At 74.7% G+C, this 14,158-nt stretch carries 13 protein-coding genes; 7 read left to right on the plus strand and 6 right to left on the minus strand.

Annotation, left to right across the window (positions count from 1 at the left end; genetic code table 11):
- Positions 1-10 precede the first annotated feature (10 nt).
- Positions 11-286, minus strand: coding sequence for an isoamylase early set domain-containing protein (locus GA0070214_RS27070; RefSeq protein WP_091269339.1), 276 nt, complete (start codon positions 284-286; stop codon positions 11-13).
- Positions 287-441: 155 nt separating this feature from the next.
- Between GA0070214_RS27070 and GA0070214_RS27075 the strand changes: the two genes are divergently transcribed.
- The 3 genes from GA0070214_RS27075 (at position 442) to GA0070214_RS27085 (ending at position 2,421) form a co-directional block, all read left to right on the plus strand.
- Positions 442-702, plus strand: a complete 261-nt coding sequence (locus GA0070214_RS27075) for a Prokaryotic metallothionein (RefSeq protein ID WP_091269340.1) — start codon at positions 442-444, stop codon at positions 700-702.
- Positions 703-733: 31 nt separating this feature from the next.
- Positions 734-1,183 (plus strand): GNAT family N-acetyltransferase, encoded by a 450-nt coding sequence (locus GA0070214_RS27080; RefSeq protein ID WP_091269341.1) that lies wholly within the window; start codon positions 734-736, stop codon positions 1,181-1,183.
- A gap of 128 nt (positions 1,184-1,311) precedes the next feature.
- Positions 1,312-2,421, plus strand: a complete 1,110-nt coding sequence (locus GA0070214_RS27085; RefSeq protein ID WP_091269342.1) for a lytic polysaccharide monooxygenase auxiliary activity family 9 protein — start codon at positions 1,312-1,314, stop codon at positions 2,419-2,421.
- Between the two features lie 59 nt (positions 2,422-2,480).
- On the opposite strand, the gene hemQ is transcribed toward GA0070214_RS27085, so the two are convergent.
- Genes hemQ through hemE form a run of 3 tightly spaced genes read right to left on the minus strand, consistent with a single transcriptional unit; the run spans position 2,481 to position 5,693 of the window.
- Positions 2,481-3,182 (minus strand): hydrogen peroxide-dependent heme synthase, encoded by a 702-nt coding sequence (hemQ, locus tag GA0070214_RS27090; RefSeq protein WP_091269343.1) that lies wholly within the window; start codon positions 3,180-3,182, stop codon positions 2,481-2,483.
- Positions 3,179-4,588: a protoporphyrinogen oxidase gene (gene hemG / locus GA0070214_RS27095; protein ID WP_091269344.1), complete on the minus strand. Its 1,410-nt coding sequence runs from the start codon at positions 4,586-4,588 to the stop codon at positions 3,179-3,181. Before hemG ends, hemQ begins: the two co-directional genes overlap by 4 nt.
- A 13-nt stretch (positions 4,589-4,601) precedes the next feature.
- The gene (gene hemE / locus GA0070214_RS27100; protein WP_091269345.1) at positions 4,602-5,693 is read right to left on the minus strand and encodes a uroporphyrinogen decarboxylase; all 1,092 of its coding nucleotides are present in this window, start codon (positions 5,691-5,693) and stop codon (positions 4,602-4,604) included.
- 159 nt (positions 5,694-5,852) lie between these two features.
- On the opposite strand from hemE, the gene GA0070214_RS27105 reads away from it, so the two are divergent.
- Entirely contained in the window at positions 5,853-6,425 is a 573-nt protein-coding gene (locus GA0070214_RS27105; protein WP_091269346.1) for a DUF3000 domain-containing protein, read from the plus strand.
- A 124-nt stretch (positions 6,426-6,549) separates the two neighbouring features.
- On the opposite strand, the gene GA0070214_RS27110 is transcribed toward GA0070214_RS27105, so the two are convergent.
- Both GA0070214_RS27110 and GA0070214_RS27115 read right to left on the minus strand, forming a co-directional pair.
- Positions 6,550-7,449, minus strand: coding sequence for a hypothetical protein (locus GA0070214_RS27110; RefSeq protein WP_091269347.1), 900 nt, complete (start codon positions 7,447-7,449; stop codon positions 6,550-6,552).
- Between the two features lie 120 nt (positions 7,450-7,569).
- Positions 7,570-9,009 (minus strand): trypsin-like peptidase domain-containing protein, encoded by a 1,440-nt coding sequence (locus GA0070214_RS27115; RefSeq protein WP_091269348.1) that lies wholly within the window; start codon positions 9,007-9,009, stop codon positions 7,570-7,572.
- A 207-nt stretch (positions 9,010-9,216) separates the two neighbouring features.
- Between GA0070214_RS27115 and GA0070214_RS27120 the strand changes: the two genes are divergently transcribed.
- The 3 genes from GA0070214_RS27120 to GA0070214_RS27130 all read left to right on the plus strand — a co-directional run bounded on the left by GA0070214_RS27120 (position 9,217) and on the right by GA0070214_RS27130 (position 13,897).
- Positions 9,217-10,539: a ribonuclease D gene (locus tag GA0070214_RS27120; RefSeq protein WP_091269349.1), complete on the plus strand. Its 1,323-nt coding sequence runs from the start codon at positions 9,217-9,219 to the stop codon at positions 10,537-10,539.
- 101 nt (positions 10,540-10,640) lie between these two features.
- The gene (locus GA0070214_RS27125) at positions 10,641-11,837 is read left to right on the plus strand and encodes a thiolase family protein (RefSeq protein ID WP_091269350.1); all 1,197 of its coding nucleotides are present in this window, start codon (positions 10,641-10,643) and stop codon (positions 11,835-11,837) included.
- Complete coding sequence (locus GA0070214_RS27130; protein WP_091269351.1) at positions 11,834-13,897, plus strand: 3-hydroxyacyl-CoA dehydrogenase NAD-binding domain-containing protein; 2,064 nt, start codon at positions 11,834-11,836, stop codon at positions 13,895-13,897. The genes GA0070214_RS27125 and GA0070214_RS27130 overlap by 4 nt, the downstream gene beginning before the upstream one ends.
- Positions 13,898-14,158: the final 261 nt, after the last annotated feature.

Raw genomic sequence — 14,158 nt, forward strand, 5'->3', positions numbered from 1 at the left:
CGCCGGCGGGTCAGAGCAGCAGGCGGCTGCCCTGCTCGTCGACCGCGTCGGCGGCCTCGTCGTCCAGCCACACGCCGCCGGTGGCCAGGTAGCGGAAGCGGTACTCGCCCGGGCCGAGCCGCACGGTCACCGTGCGGGTGCCGTCGCGGCGGCCGACCAGCTCGTGCCGGCCGGGCTGCCAGTCGTTGAAGCAGCCGACCACGCTGACGGTGCCAGGCGGGGTGTCCCGGGGCAGGCAGAAGGTGACCCGGGTCTGGTTGCCGAAGAGCTTGTTGCGCTTGATCACGGATCCTCCGGGGTTCGAGGGCGGTCACCAGGCCTAACGCGCGACACGCCGGGGGCGACTCGCCGTCGAGCCGGATCAGGTTCGCCGGTTTCGGTTGCCGGGGCGTGTCCGCTCGTCGACCCTGGGATGACAGGTCCGTTTTCGGGGGGTTTCGTATGGCTACCTGTGAGGTCTGCGGCAACGACTACTGGATGGCGTTCGAGGTGCGCACGGTCAACGGGGCCACGCACACCTTCGACTCCTTCGAGTGCGCCATCCAGAAGATGGCGCCGATCTGCGAGCACTGCCAGACGAAGATCGTCGGGCACGGGGTCGAGGTCTCCGGCCGCTTCTTCTGCTGCGCCCACTGCGCCCGGGCCGTCGAGGGCTCCCAGGGCGCCGAGGTCCGCGACGCGGTGGGCGCCCGCCCCGCCTGAGCCCCGCCGGAGGCAGGCCTACCATCGCGGGATGCCTACCGAGTCCCACCTGGCCGGCTTCGCCGAGCTGGACGCGCGCACCTTCCACGACCTGCTCCGGCTGCGCATCGACGTGTTCGTGGTGGAGCAGGCCTGCCCGTACCCGGAACTGGACGGCCGGGACGTCGAACCGGGCACCCGGCACCTCTGGCTGACCCGGGACGGCGACGTGGTGGCGTACCTGCGGATCCTGGCCGACCCGGGCGGGGTGGCGCGGATCGGGCGGGTGGTGGTGGCCCCGGCCGCCCGCGGGGCGGGCCTGGCCGCCGCACTCATGACCGAGGCCATCGCCGTCGTGGGCGACGGCCCGTGCGTGCTGGACGCGCAGACCCACCTGGTCGACTTCTACGCCGGCCACGGCTTCACGGTCAGCGGTCCCGGCTACGTCGAGGACGGCATCCCGCACACCCCCATGCGGCGGGAGGGCCGGGCCGCCGCCTGAGCGGACATTGACGGATACCGCTTTCCTGTGGCAGCGTGCCAGGCGAGCCACCACGCGAGCCGCGGGAGGGGGCAACTCCCGCGCCGTCCGGGCGTCGTGCACCGACATCCCCACCCCGGAGGCTCATCATGTCCACTCCGTACCGCCGCCGCGTCCCGGTCGCGGCGGCGATCCTGAGCGTCTGCGCGGTCGTCGCGGCGCTGCTCACCACCGCGCTGTCCGGTCCGGCCTCGGCGCACGGGTCGGTGGTCGACCCGGCGTCGCGCAACTACGGCTGCTGGCAGCGCTGGGGCGGCGACTTCCAGAACCCGGCCATGGCCACGCAGGACCCGATGTGCTGGCAGGCCTGGCAGGCCGACCCGAACGCCATGTGGAACTGGAACGGCCTGTTCCGGGAGGGCGTCGCCGGCAACCACCAGGGTGCCATCCCGGACGGCCAGCTGTGCAGCGGCGGGCGCACCGCCAGCGGGCGCTACAACGCCCTCGACGCGGTCGGCGCCTGGAAGACCTCGCCGGTGACCAGCAACTTCCGGATCAAGCTGTACGACCAGGCCAGCCACGGCGCCGACTACATCCGGGTGTACGTGACGAAGCAGGGTTACAACGGGCTCACCGCGCCGCTGCGCTGGAGCGACCTGGAGCTGGTCGGCCAGATCGGCAACACCCCGGCCGGCCAGTGGACGCCGGAGACCTCGGGCGTGTCGATCCAGGTGCCGGCGAACGCGCCGGGCCGGACCGGCCGGCACGTCGTCTACACCATCTGGCAGGCCAGCCACCTGGACCAGTCGTACTACCTGTGCAGCGACGTGGACTTCGGTGGCGGTTCCACCACCCCGCCGACCACGCCGCCGCCGACCACCACCCCGCCCACCACGCCGCCCCCGACCACGACCCCGCCGAGCACGCCGCCCCCGACCACGCCGAACCCGGCCGGGGCGTGCACGGCGACGTACCGGATCACCGGGCAGTGGGGCGGCGGCTTCCAGGCCGAGGTACAGGTGACCAACGGCGGGTCGCCGGTCCGGGGCTGGTCGGTGAGCTGGAACTACGCCAACGGTCAGCAGGTCAGCTCGGCGTGGAACGCCACGGTGAGCACCAGCGGGACGCTGGTCACCGCGCGCAACGCCGCCTACAACGGCACCCTGGGCGCGGGGGCGAGCACGTCGTTCGGCTTCGTCGGCTCGTGGAGCGGGAGCAACCCGGTGCCCGGGATCCTCTCCTGCACGACGGTCGCCTGACCGCCGTCCGGCCGGGGTCGCGGGTCGCGGCCCCGGCCGGCACGGGTCAGACGAGTGGCTCAGACCAGGCAGGTCACGAAGTCGGCGATCGAGCGGCGCCGGCCCGTGTAGAAGGGGACCTCCTCGCGCACGTGCCGGCGGGCCCCGGAGGCGCGCAGGTCGCGCATCAGGTCGACGATGCGGTGCAGCTCGTCGGCCTCGAAGGCGAGCATCCACTCGTAGTCGCCGAGGGCGAACGAGGCGACCGTGTTGGCCCGCACGTCCGGGTACCCGCGCGCCATCTTGCCGTGCTCGGCCAGCATCTCCCGCCGCTCGGCGTCGGGCAGCAGGTACCACTCGTAGGACCGGACGAACGGGTAGACGCAGAGGTAGGCGCGGGCCTCCTCACCGGCCAGGAACGCCGGGATGTGGCTCTTGTTGAACTCGGCCGGCCGGTGCAGCGCCATCTGCGACCAGACCGGGGTCAGCGCCCGGCCCAGCGTGGTGCGCCGGAACCGCAGGTACGCGTCCTGGAGCGCGTCGCTGGACGACGAGTGCCACCAGATCATCAGGTCCGCGTCGGCGCGCAGGCCCGCCACGTCGTAGGTGCCGCGGATGGTGACGTCCTTGCCGGCCAGCTCCTCGAAGAGCGACTCGACCTCGGCGACGACGTTCTCGCGCAGCGACGGGAGGGGGCTGGTGGCCCGGTACACCGACCACATGGTGTAGCGGATGGTCTCGTTGAGCTCCCGCAGCCGGGCCGCGTTGGTCTGCTCCGTCATGCTGCCGATCCTCCCAGTGCAGTGATGATCTCTTCGGCCGCCGTCTCGCCGGAGCGGACGCAGACCGGGATGCCGACGCCGTCGTAGCCGGCCCCGGCCAGGACCAGCGTCGGGTGGGCGGCGCGCAGCGCCGTCCGGGCCGCCGCCACCCGGCCGAGGTGACCGGGCGTGTACTGCGGCAGGGCGCCACCCCACCGCTGCACGTGCCGGGCGACCGGGGTGGGCAGCGGCGTGCCGAGCACCTTCGACAGCTCCCGGTGCACGGTGGCGACCAGGTCGTCGTCGGTGAGCCGGAGGGAGGTCTCCTCGCCGTACCGGCCCACCGAGGCGCGGACGAGGGCGAGCCCGTCGGGCCGGCGCAGGTGCCCCCACTTCGTGGTGAAGAACGTCGACGCCTTGATGAGCAGCCCCTCGGTGGCCGGCACCAGGAAGCCGGACAGCTCCGGCAGCTCCGGCTCGGGCAGGGCCATGGTGACCAGCGCGACGCTGGCGTAGTCCAGCCCGCCGACGGCCGTCGCGACCTCGGCCGCCGGGCCGTCGAGCAACCGGGCGGCCGGGCGCGCCGGCACGGCGAGCAGCACGGCGTCGGCCTCGACGAACTCGGGGTCCCGGGTGGGGCCGACCACCAGGCGCCAGCCGGTCGGGGTGCGGTGCAGCTCGCGCACCGCGGCGTCCCGGCGGATCGTCGCCCCGCTCTCCCGCGCCGCCGCCTCGACAAGCGTGCTCAGCCCACCAGCCAGGGTGCCGAAGACCGGGGCGCCGGGCGCGCGGGGCGCGGCGGCCTGCGCGGCGCGGACCGCGCCGACCAGGGTGTGCTCGACGCGGGCGGCCCGGGCCAGGGCCGGCATGGTGGTGACCAGCGAGAGGTCGTCGGCCCGGCCGGCGTAGACGCCGCCGAGCATCGGGTCGACCAGCCGGTCCACCACCTCGTCGCCGAGCCGGTCGCGGACGAGCGCGCCGACCGACACGTCGGCGTCCGGCGGGAGCAGCGGCGCGCCGCCGTCCCGGTCGGCCGCCGCGGCCGGCCGCGCCACCGCCGCCACCTTGTCCAGATCCCCGGGTACGCCCACCAGCGTGCCGCCCGGGACCGGGCGCAGCCCGCCGTCGACCAGCAGGGCCGCCTGCCCGACGGTGGGGTGCACGATCGCACCGGCCAGGCCGAGCCGGCGGACCAGGGTCACCACGGCCGACTCCCCGCCGGCCGGGTCACGCATGAGGAACGACTCGGCGCCGAACTCGACCGGGCCGCCGGCCAGCTCACCGGTGCGCAGCTTGCCGCCGAGGCGGCCGGACTGCTCGTACACGGTGATCTCGGTGCCGGCGGGGGCGCGGTCGCGCAACCGGACGGCGGCGGCCAGCCCGGTGATCCCGCCACCGACGATCGCCACCCGCCACGGTCGCGCCATGGTCGTCCCTCCCTTACGCGGCCGGCCGCGCGGACAGCTCGTGCACCAGCGCGACCACCCGGGTCAGCACCTCGGGGTCGGTCTCCGGCAGCACGCCGTGACCGAGGTTGAACACGTGGCCGGGGGCCGCCCGCCCCTGGTCGAGGATCCGGCGCACCTGGCCCTCGACGACCTCCCACGGGGCGAGCAGCACGGCCGGGTCGAGGTTGCCCTGCACCGCCCGGTCCGGGCCGATCCGGCGGGTCGCGACGTCCAGCGGCGTACGCCAGTCGACGCCGACCACGTCGGCGCCGGCCTCGCCCATCGCGCCGAGCAGTTCCGCGGTGCCCACCCCGAAGTGGATCCGGGGCACGCCCGCCTCGTTCAGGCCGGCGAGCACGTGGGCCGAGTGCGGCAGCACGTAGCGGCGGTAGTCCGCCTCGGAGAGCGCCCCGGCCCAGGAGTCGAAGAGCTGCACCGCGGAGACCCCGGCGTCGACCTGCACCCGCAGGAACGCCAGCGTCACCTCGGCGAGCCGGGCGCAGAGCGCGTGCCACAGCTCCGGGTCGCCGTACATGAGCGCCTTGGTCTTGGCGTGGGTCCGCGACGGGCCGCCCTCGACCATATAGCTGGCCAGGGTGAACGGCGCGCCCGCGAAACCGATCAGCGGGGTGTCGCCCAGCTCGGCGACGAGGAGCCGCACGGCCTCGTCCACGTAGGACACGTCGTCCCGGCCGATCGGGTTGATCCGCTCGACGTCGACGGCCGTACGGACGGGCTCGGCCACCACCGGGCCGGTGCCGGGCACGATGTCCAGGTCGATCCCGGCGGCGGCCACCGGCACCACGATGTCGCTGAACAGGATGGCCGCGTCGACCCCGTGCCGGCGGACCGGCTGGAGGGTGATCTCGGTGACCAGATCGGGGCGGCGGCACGACTCCAGCATCGGCACGTTGGCCCGGATCTCGCGGTACTCCGGCAGTGACCGGCCGGCCTGGCGCATGAACCAGACCGGGGTGTGCGGGCCCGGCTCGCGCCGGCAGGCGCGGACGAAGGGCGAGTCGGCCGGCCCGCCGCTGCGGGGTTCTCCGTCTCGGGCGGCAGTGCCCGTGGTGTCGGTGGTCATCGCGGCAATCGTGCCACGCGGCCGGGTGGCCCCCGCCGCCACCGTCACCTTTTGTGACCGGCCACCCTCCGCCGCCGGGCGCGGCCGGTGCGCAAGATCGTGACCCTCCGCCCGGCGTGCCGTCACACCGGGCCGGGCGGGGCGGCATAGGCTGCCGTCATGGCCCCCCCGATCGCGCTCCCGGAACCCTTCGCCCGCGCGGTCGCGGGGTTGCGATCGGTGACCTGCCGCCCGGAGATCGTGCTGGAGGAGGTCGGCGCACCGCAGCGCCTGGCCCCCTACGCGTTCGCGCTCTCCGCCGGGGTGCTGCGCGACGGCGACGAGGTGGCCACCGGCCGGCTCATCCTGCTGCACGACCCGGCCGGGCACGAGGCGTGGCAGGGCACCCTGCGGCTGGTGACCTACGTGACCGCCGAGCTGGAGGTAGACCTGGCCAGCGACCCGCTGCTGCCCGGGGTCGGCTGGACCTGGCTCACCGACGCCCTCGACGCGCAGGAGGCCCGCTACCGGGCCATCGGCGGCACGGTCACCCAGACGCTCTCCACCCGGTTCGGCGAGCTGGCCGGGCCGCCCGCCGCGGGCGACATCGAGATCCGCGCCTCCTGGACGCCACTCAGCACCGACCTGGCCCCGCACCTGCTCGGCTGGTGCACCCTGCTGGCGTCGACCGCCGGTCTCCCCCCGCCCGGCGTCACCGCGCTGCCCACCCGCCGTTCCGCCGGCGCCGCCTGACCCCGCGACTTCCGGGATCTCGGCGGGTTGCCGTTCGGAATGAACGACAACCCGCCGAGATCCGCGTGTCCATGCACGGCGAGGGCCGCCCCGAGCGGTCGGAGCGGCCCGTGGTGAGGCCGGGTCAGAGGTAGTTCTCGGCCTCGTCGCAGACCTTGTCCAGGCCCTTGTTGGCGGCGTCGAAGCCGGCCTTGTCGCCCCGGGACGCCGCCACCATGGCCTTGGTCAGCTTGTCCAGGCAGCTCGCGATGACCTTCTTCTGCCGGGCCTGCTCGTCGCGGTCGTTCTTGGTGCCGGTCAGGTCCTGCTCGGTGTCGGCGAGCTTGTCGCGGACCGTCTGCAGGTCAGCCTTCAGCTTGTCGATCTCCTGCCGGTTCGCGGTGATCGTGCCGTCCCGCTGGCTGACCTGCTGCTCGGACTTGTGCAGCTTGCCGTTGGTGGTGACGTAGAGGCCGGTCATCACGCCGCCGAGGACGAGGAGCAGCGCGGCGACGATGCCCAGGATCAGGGCGGCGCGGCCCTTGCCACCGCCGGTCGCGGGCGCACCGTAGGGCGGCACCGGACCGGGCGGGGCCGACATCGGGTAGCCCGGCGGAGCGGACATCGGCTGCGGGTACCCGAGCGCCGAGCCCGCGCCGGAGACCGGCGGGACGGAGGTCGGCGGGGCCGACATGGGCTGCGGGTACCCCGGCGCCGCGCCGGAGGTCGGCGGGGCGGACATGGGCTGCGGGTACCCGGGTGCCGAGCCCGCGCCGGAGGTCGGCGGGGCGGACATGGGCTGCGGGTACCCGGGTGCCGAGCCCGCGCCGGAGGTCGGCGGAGCCGACATGGGCTGCGGGTAGCCCGGCGCGGCGCCGGGGGTCGGCGGCGGCACCGGGGCGGCGCCTGACGGGTACTGCCCGGGAATCGGGGCGGTGGGCTGCGGCAGGGTGGGCTCGGGCTGGGCACCGTACGGGCCGCCGTACACGGTGCCCCCCGGCGGCTGGGGCGGGTAGCCGCCCGCTCCGGTCGGTGGCTGGGACATGGTTCTTCCTCCAGGTTTGCTGGTCCCCCGCGGGGTGGCCCGTAGGGCCGGGGTCTGCGGTCGGCGTGGAGCCACGCCTCGGTGGTGCGGTACGCGGTCACGCCGCCGGCGGCACGCCGGTCAGCAGAGCTTGAACCGGTCGCACGCGGTCTTGATGGGCACCGCCAGGCCGATGCCCTCGGCGTCGCGGGCCTTGGCCGTGGCGATCCCCACGACCTGCTTGGAGCCGTTGATCACCGGCCCGCCGGAGTTGCCCGGGTTGATCGGCGCGTCGAACTGGATCACCGGACCCGAGCCGCCCTCGTCCTTGCGGAACGCGCTCACCACGCCCGTGGTGACGCTGTCCTGAAGGCCCAGCGGGGCGCCGACCACCACGATCTGCTGCCCGGACTTGACCGCGGTGGGCGCCGCGACCAGGCCGGTGAACTTCGCGGTGGTGCGCAGGTGGGCCAGGTCCTTGTCCTTGTCGACCTCGACGATGGTCGCCTCGAACCGCTGGTCGGTGCGCTCCAGGAAGACCTTGCGGTCGCCCGCCGTGAAGACCGACTCCACCACGTGGAAGTTCGTGAGCAGCGTGGTGCCGCCGCCCGCGGGCGCCTTGCCGATGGCGAAGGCCGTGCCGGTGAACTGGCCGGCCCGGACCCGGAACACGCTGGGCAGCACCGCGCTGGCCACGGCCTCCGGGTTGAACGCGGCGCCGGCCTGCTTCTCCAGCGCCCCCGCCCGCCCCTCGAGGCCGTCGAGCCGGCCGGCGGTCGCGCCCTCCGCCTCGGCCAGCCGCCGGTCGGTGGCGGCGAGCCGGTCGTCGAGCCGGTGGATCTGGTACGCCTGCACGCCCGCCACCAGGGCCAGGATCCCGGCCAGCACGAGCGCCACCACCGGCAGCCGGCGGCCTCGCCCGGGACGGTCCGGGTGCCCGGTCGGCATCGCCGGCACCGGCCCGGCGGGTTGCCCGGGGTAGGCCGGACCGGACGTGGGCTGCCCCGGGTAGGCCGGGCCGGAGGTCGGCTGACTCGGGTAGGCCGGGCCGGGGGCCGGGTGGGCCGGGTAGGCCGGGCCGGGCGTCGGCTGGGCCGGGTAGGACGGGCCGGGCGTCGGCTGGCCCGGGTAGGCCGGATAGGCCGAGGGCGCGGGGCTCGCGGCCGGCGGGGCCGCCTGGGCGGCGGCGGGCTGGCCGGCGAACGGCGCCGGGGCGGTCGGCTCTCCCGGCCCGGCGCCCGGCGGTGCCGGCGGCCAGCCGTCGGGGGCCCGCGGAGTCGGCGCGGCCGCGCCGCCCCACTGGCCGCTGTTCGGCGGCGGCGCCCAGGTCGCACCGGGTGCGGAGCCGTAGGTGGCGCCGGCTGCGGTCGGGGCGGTGCCGGGCGGGTAGGCGGCGGGCGTGCCCGGGAGGTGCGCGGTGGGGTGGCCGGCGGGCTGGCCGGGGACGGCGGCGTGGCCGGTCGGTGGGACGATGCGCGGCGGCAGTGGCCCCGGCCGGTCGGCCCCGGCCCGCTCCGGGGCGGCCGTCTCGTCGCCGTCCTGCTCCGGCGGGCCGTCGCCGGCCCCGTACGCGCCCGTCATGATCCTGTCCTCCCCGTGACCGCACCGGTGCCCTCACGGCCCACGGCTCGATGGACCGTACCTGCGTGAACGGGGTTTGTCTCCCCCGTTGTCCGGCCCTGCCATCCCGGCGCAACCCACCCCGCTCAGGACACCTGTCGGACATCCCGCCGACACGCGCCCGACCGGCTGCGCACACCCGATCGCCCGGCGCACTAGGGTTGTCAGGTGACCGACGAACCACCCCTGCGCCGTCGGGCCGCCGAAAGCCGTCCGGAAGAGGCATCGCCGCATCCGTCCTCGGCCGCGCCGGAGCCGGCGGACGCGGGGACCGAACCCACCGCCGGCGGGCCCGTACCGCTGACCGCTCCGCGCGAGGGCACGCCCGCGCCGGTGGCCACTCCGGGCGAGCTCGAGGAGGTCGTGGCCCGCTTCGCGGCCGGCACCGGCCCGGTGGCCCTGGACGCCGAGCGCGCCTCCGGCTACCGCTACAGCCAGCGCGCCTACCTGGTGCAGCTGCGCCGGGCGGGCTCCGGCACGGCGCTGATCGACCCGCTGCCGCTGCCCGACCTCACCGGCCTCGACGGGGTGATCGCCGAGGCCGAGTGGGTGCTGCACGCCGCCAGCCAGGATCTCGCCTGCCTCGCCGAGCTGGGGCTGCGCCCGCGCCGGCTGTTCGACACCGAGCTGGCCGCCCGGCTGGCCGGCTTCGAGCGGGTGGGCCTGGCCGCGCTGACCGAGCAGCTGCTCGGCTACAGCCTGGAGAAGCACCACTCCGCGGCGGACTGGTCGAGCCGGCCGCTGCCGGAGTCCTGGCTGACGTACGCGGCGCTGGACGTGGAGCTGCTCGTCGACCTGCGCGACGCGCTCGACGAGGAGCTGACCAAGCAGGGCAAGTCGGCGTGGGCGGCGGAGGAGTTCGCGGCGCTGGTGCGCAACGGAGCCCGCCCGGGGCGGGTACGCGCCGAGCCGTGGCGCCGCACCTCGGGCATCCACCGGGTGCGCGGCGCGCGGGCCCAGGCCCGGGTGCGCTCGCTGTGGTACGCGCGGGACCAGATCGCCGCGCGGCGGGACGCCGCACCGGGCCGGGTGCTGCCCGACTCGGCCATCGTGGCGGCCGCCGAGCTGGACCCGAAGGACGAGAAGACCCTGCTGACGCTGCCCGGTTTCGGTGGCCGCTCGGTGCGCCGGCTGGCGCGTACCTGGCTGGCGGCCCTGGACGACGCGCGCCAGCTGCCGGACGACGCCCTGCCGGTGACCCCGGTGGTGGAGGGTCCGCCCCCGCCGCACCGGTGGGCGGAGCGCGACCCGGTGGCGGCCGGCCGGCTGGCCCGCTGCCGGGAGGTGGTGGTCGGCACGGCCGGCGCGCACAACCTGCCGCCGGAGAACCTGATCGCCCCGGACTACGTCCGCCGCCTGGCCTGGCAGCCGCCCGAGGAGATCACCGACGACACGGTCGCGGAGACCCTGCGCACCTTCGGCGCCCGCGAGTGGCAGATCACCCTCCTCCTCCCCGCCCTCACGGAGGCCCTTCACCTCCCCCGGTCCTGACCCCTCGCGGTGTGGGATGGGACACACGGGGGGTGGTGTCGGCGTTGGTTACTGACGAGTAGCATCCGGGGAAACGCCAGTGCCGGCTAGGGAGGCTCTCTGTGCCCCGTGAAGTTCGGGATGTCGTCTTCGTCGACGGCGTCCGTACCCCGTTCGGCAAGGCGGGTGGCATGTACGCCAACACCCGCGCCGACGACCTGGTGATCCGCTGCATCCGCGAGCTGATGCGACGCAACCCGCAACTGCCGCCGGAGAAGGTGGAGGAGGTCGCCATCGCGGCCACCACCCAGATCGGCGACCAGGGCCTGACCATCGGCCGCACCGCCGCCCTGCTGGCCGGCCTGCCCAAGACGGTGCCCGGCTTCGCCATCGACCGCATGTGCGCCGGCGCGATGACCGCCGTCACCACCGTGGCCAGCGGCATCGCCATGGGCGCCTACGACGTCGCCATCGCCGGCGGCGTCGAGCACATGGGCCGCCACCCGATGGGCGAGGGCGTCGACCCCAACCCGCGGATCATCGCGGAGAAGCTGGTCGACCCGTCCGCGCTGGTCATGGGCGCGACCGCGGAGAACCTGCACGACCGGGTCCCGCACATCACCAAGGAGCGCACCGACGCGTTCGCGCTCGCCTCGCAGCAGAAGACCGCCAAGGCGTACGCCAACGGCAAGCTCCAGGGCGACCTCGTGCCGGTGGCGATCCGTGACCCGGAGGCCGGTTGGGGCCTGGCCACCACCGACGAGGCTCCCCGGGAGACCTCGCTGGAGAAGCTCGCCACCCTCAAGACCCCGTTCCGCCCGCACGGCAAGGTCACCGCGGGCAACGCGGCCGGCCTGAACGACGGCGCCACCGCCGCGCTGGTGGTCGCCGAGGAGACCGCCCGCGAGCTGGGCCTGCCGATCGGCATGCGGCTGGTGTCGTACGGCTTCGTGGGCGTCGAGCCCGAGGTGATGGGCGTGGGCCCGATCCCGTCGACCGAGAAGGCCCTGCGCATCGCCGGCCTGAGCATCGACGACATCGGCCTGTTCGAGCTGAACGAGGCGTTCGCCGTGCAGGTGCTGGCCTTCCTCGACCACTTCGGCATCGCCGACGACGACCCGCGGGTCAACCCGTGGGGAGGCGCGATCGCCATCGGTCACCCGCTCGCCTCGTCCGGCGTCCGGCTGATGACCCAGCTCGCCCGGCAGTTCGCCGAGCACCCCGAGGTCCGCTACGGCCTCACCGCCATGTGCATCGGCATCGGCATGGGCGGCACCGTGATCTGGGAGAACCCGCACTGGGAGGGTGGAGACAAGTGAGCCTCGCCGCAGCGAACGAGGTCGTCACCAAGGCGCTGCTGCGCCAGGTGAACGTACCGGGGCTGGACCGTCCCGCCGCCCTCATCACCCTGGACAACGGCTTCGACCACACCAAGCCGAACAGCTTCGGCCCGGGCGGCCTCACCAGCCTGGACGAGGCGATCACCGCCGCCCTGGCCGCGGACCCGGCGTTCATCGCGGTCACCGGCAAGCCGTACATCTTCTGCGTGGGCGCGGACATCACGAGCCTGCCGCAGCTGGAGAACCGCGAGCAGGCGCTGGAGATCGGCCGGCTCGGCCACCGGGTCTTCGCCCGGCTCAAGGACAGCGCCGTCCCCACCTTCGCCTTCGTCAACGGCGCGGCGATGGGCGGCGGCCTGGAGCTGGCCCTGCACTGCCACTACCGCACCCTGTCGGCGGGCGCGGCGGCCCTGGCGCTGCCCGAGGTCTCGCTCGGCCTCGTCCCCGGCTGGGGCGGCACCCAGCTGCTGCCGAACCTGATCGGCATCCCGGCCGCGACCCAGGTGATCCTGCAGAACCCGCTGATGCAGAACAAGATGCTCAAGCCGAAGCAGGCGGCGGAGATGGGCATCGCCGACGTGCTGCTGGAGCCGGCCGATTTCCTGGAGCGGTCCCTCGAGTGGGCCGCCGGCGTCGTCCGGGGCGAGGTCACCGTGACCCGGCCCGAGGTCGACAAGGACATGTGGGCGGGCGTGCTCTACTTCGCCCGGCAGACCCTCGACCAGCGGCTGCACGGGGCGGTCCCGGCCGCGTACAAGGCGCTGGACCTGCTGGAGACCGCGAAGGACGGCGACTTCGCCGCCGGCACGGCGGCCGAGGACGAGGCGCTGGCCGACCTGGTCTTCTCCGAGGAGCTGCGCAGCGGCCTCTACGCCTTCGACCTGATGCAACGGCGGGCCAAGCGCCCGGCCGGCGCGCCGGACAAGGGCCTTGCCCGCCCGGTCACCAAGGTGGGCATCGTCGGCGCCGGTCTCATGGCCAGCCAGCTCGCGCTGCTGTTCGCCCGCCGCCTCCAGGTGCCGGTCGTCCTGACCGACCTGGACCAGGCCCGCGTGGACAAGGGCGTCGGCTACGTGCACGCCCAGATCGAGAAGGCCGTCAGCAAGGGCCGGATGGACAAGGGCACCGCGGCCAAGCTGTACGGGCTCGTCAGCGGCTCGGTCGACAAGTCCGTCTTCGCCGACGCCGACTTCGTCATCGAGGCGGTCTTCGAGGACCTCGGCGTCAAGAAGCAGGTCTGGGCCGAGCTGGAGAAGATCGTCACGCCGGAGGCGGTGCTCGCCACCAACACCTCCAGCCTGTCGATCACGGAGATGGCCGCCGACCTGGAGCACCCGGAGCGGGTGGTCGGCTTCCACTTCTTCAACCCGGTCGCCGTGCTGCCGCTGCTGGAGATCGTCCGCGGCGAGCGGACCGACGACGCCACCCTCGCGACCGCCTTCGCGGTCGGCAAGCAGCTGAAGAAGTCGAGCGTGCTGGTCAAGGACGCCCCGGCGTTCGTGGTCAACCGGCTGCTGACCCGCTTCCTGGGCACCGTGTTCGCCGCCGTCGACCAGGGCACCCCCCTCGACGTGGCGAACAGCGCGCTGGACCCGCTGGGCCTGCCGATGCGCCCGCTGGCCCTGCTCCAGCTGGTCGGCCCGGCCGTTGCCTACCACGTGGGCGGCACCCTGCACGCCGCCTTCCCGGACCGGTTCGGCGTCAGCGAGAACCTCAAGCGGATCGCCGACTCGGGCCAGCCGATCGTCGTCGACGACCAGGTCAACGAGGAGGTCGCCAAGCTGCTCGTGGTCGGCGACCAGCCGCTCACGGCCGAGCAGGTCCGGCAGAACGCGCTGGACGCGCTGGCGCAGGAGATCCGGCTCATGCTCGACGAGGGCGTCGTCGCCGAGGCGCAGGACATCGACCTGTGCATGATCCTCGGCGCCGGCTGGCCGTTCCACCTGGGCGGCGTCACGCCGTACCTGGACCGGACCGGCACCGCCGAGCGGGTCACCGGCCGGCGGTTCCTGCCGCGCGGGGCCGCCAGCCTGCGGTGACAACTCCAGCTGGGGGCATCTGACGCCGCGCCGCGACCTGGAACCGTCAGGCTGATTCCTCGCTCCGCCACGATCGCGGTGGCCGGCCGTCCTACTCGGACGGTTCGGCCACCGCGATCGGCGTTCTCCGGCCGGCCGCCGGCCACCGGGCGGCCACCCTGAGTCCACCGGCACGACACCCCGTCCGGCCGGCCCGGTCACAACCGGGTTCCGGTTTCGTCACGTCGGCACCGGCCGGCCGGTGCCGCGTCGGTGCCGCTC

Origin of the sequence: Micromonospora chaiyaphumensis, assembly GCF_900091435.1 — a bacterium.
Classification (GTDB): domain Bacteria; phylum Actinomycetota; class Actinomycetes; order Mycobacteriales; family Micromonosporaceae; genus Micromonospora; species Micromonospora chaiyaphumensis.

What these genes read in the sequence shown, in the direction of transcription:
- hemE (WP_091269345.1), bottom strand. Translation starts at nt 5,693, where the DNA reads ATGACCACCGACACCACGGGCACTGCCGCCCGAGACGGAGAACCCCGC.
- hemQ (WP_091269343.1), bottom strand. Translation starts at nt 3,182, where the DNA reads ATGACGGAGCAGACCAACGCGGCCCGGCTGCGGGAGCTCAACGAGACC.
- GA0070214_RS27085 (WP_091269342.1), top strand. Translation starts at nt 1,312, where the DNA reads ATGTCCACTCCGTACCGCCGCCGCGTCCCGGTCGCGGCGGCGATCCTG.
- hemG (WP_091269344.1), bottom strand. Translation starts at nt 4,588, where the DNA reads ATGGCGCGACCGTGGCGGGTGGCGATCGTCGGTGGCGGGATCACCGGG.
- GA0070214_RS27105 (WP_091269346.1), top strand. Translation starts at nt 5,853, where the DNA reads ATGGCCCCCCCGATCGCGCTCCCGGAACCCTTCGCCCGCGCGGTCGCG.
- GA0070214_RS27080 (WP_091269341.1), top strand. Translation starts at nt 734, where the DNA reads ATGCCTACCGAGTCCCACCTGGCCGGCTTCGCCGAGCTGGACGCGCGC.
- GA0070214_RS27115 (WP_091269348.1), bottom strand. Translation starts at nt 9,009, where the DNA reads ATGACGGGCGCGTACGGGGCCGGCGACGGCCCGCCGGAGCAGGACGGC.
- GA0070214_RS27075 (WP_091269340.1), top strand. Translation starts at nt 442, where the DNA reads ATGGCTACCTGTGAGGTCTGCGGCAACGACTACTGGATGGCGTTCGAG.
- GA0070214_RS27110 (WP_091269347.1), bottom strand. Translation starts at nt 7,449, where the DNA reads ATGTCCCAGCCACCGACCGGAGCGGGCGGCTACCCGCCCCAGCCGCCG.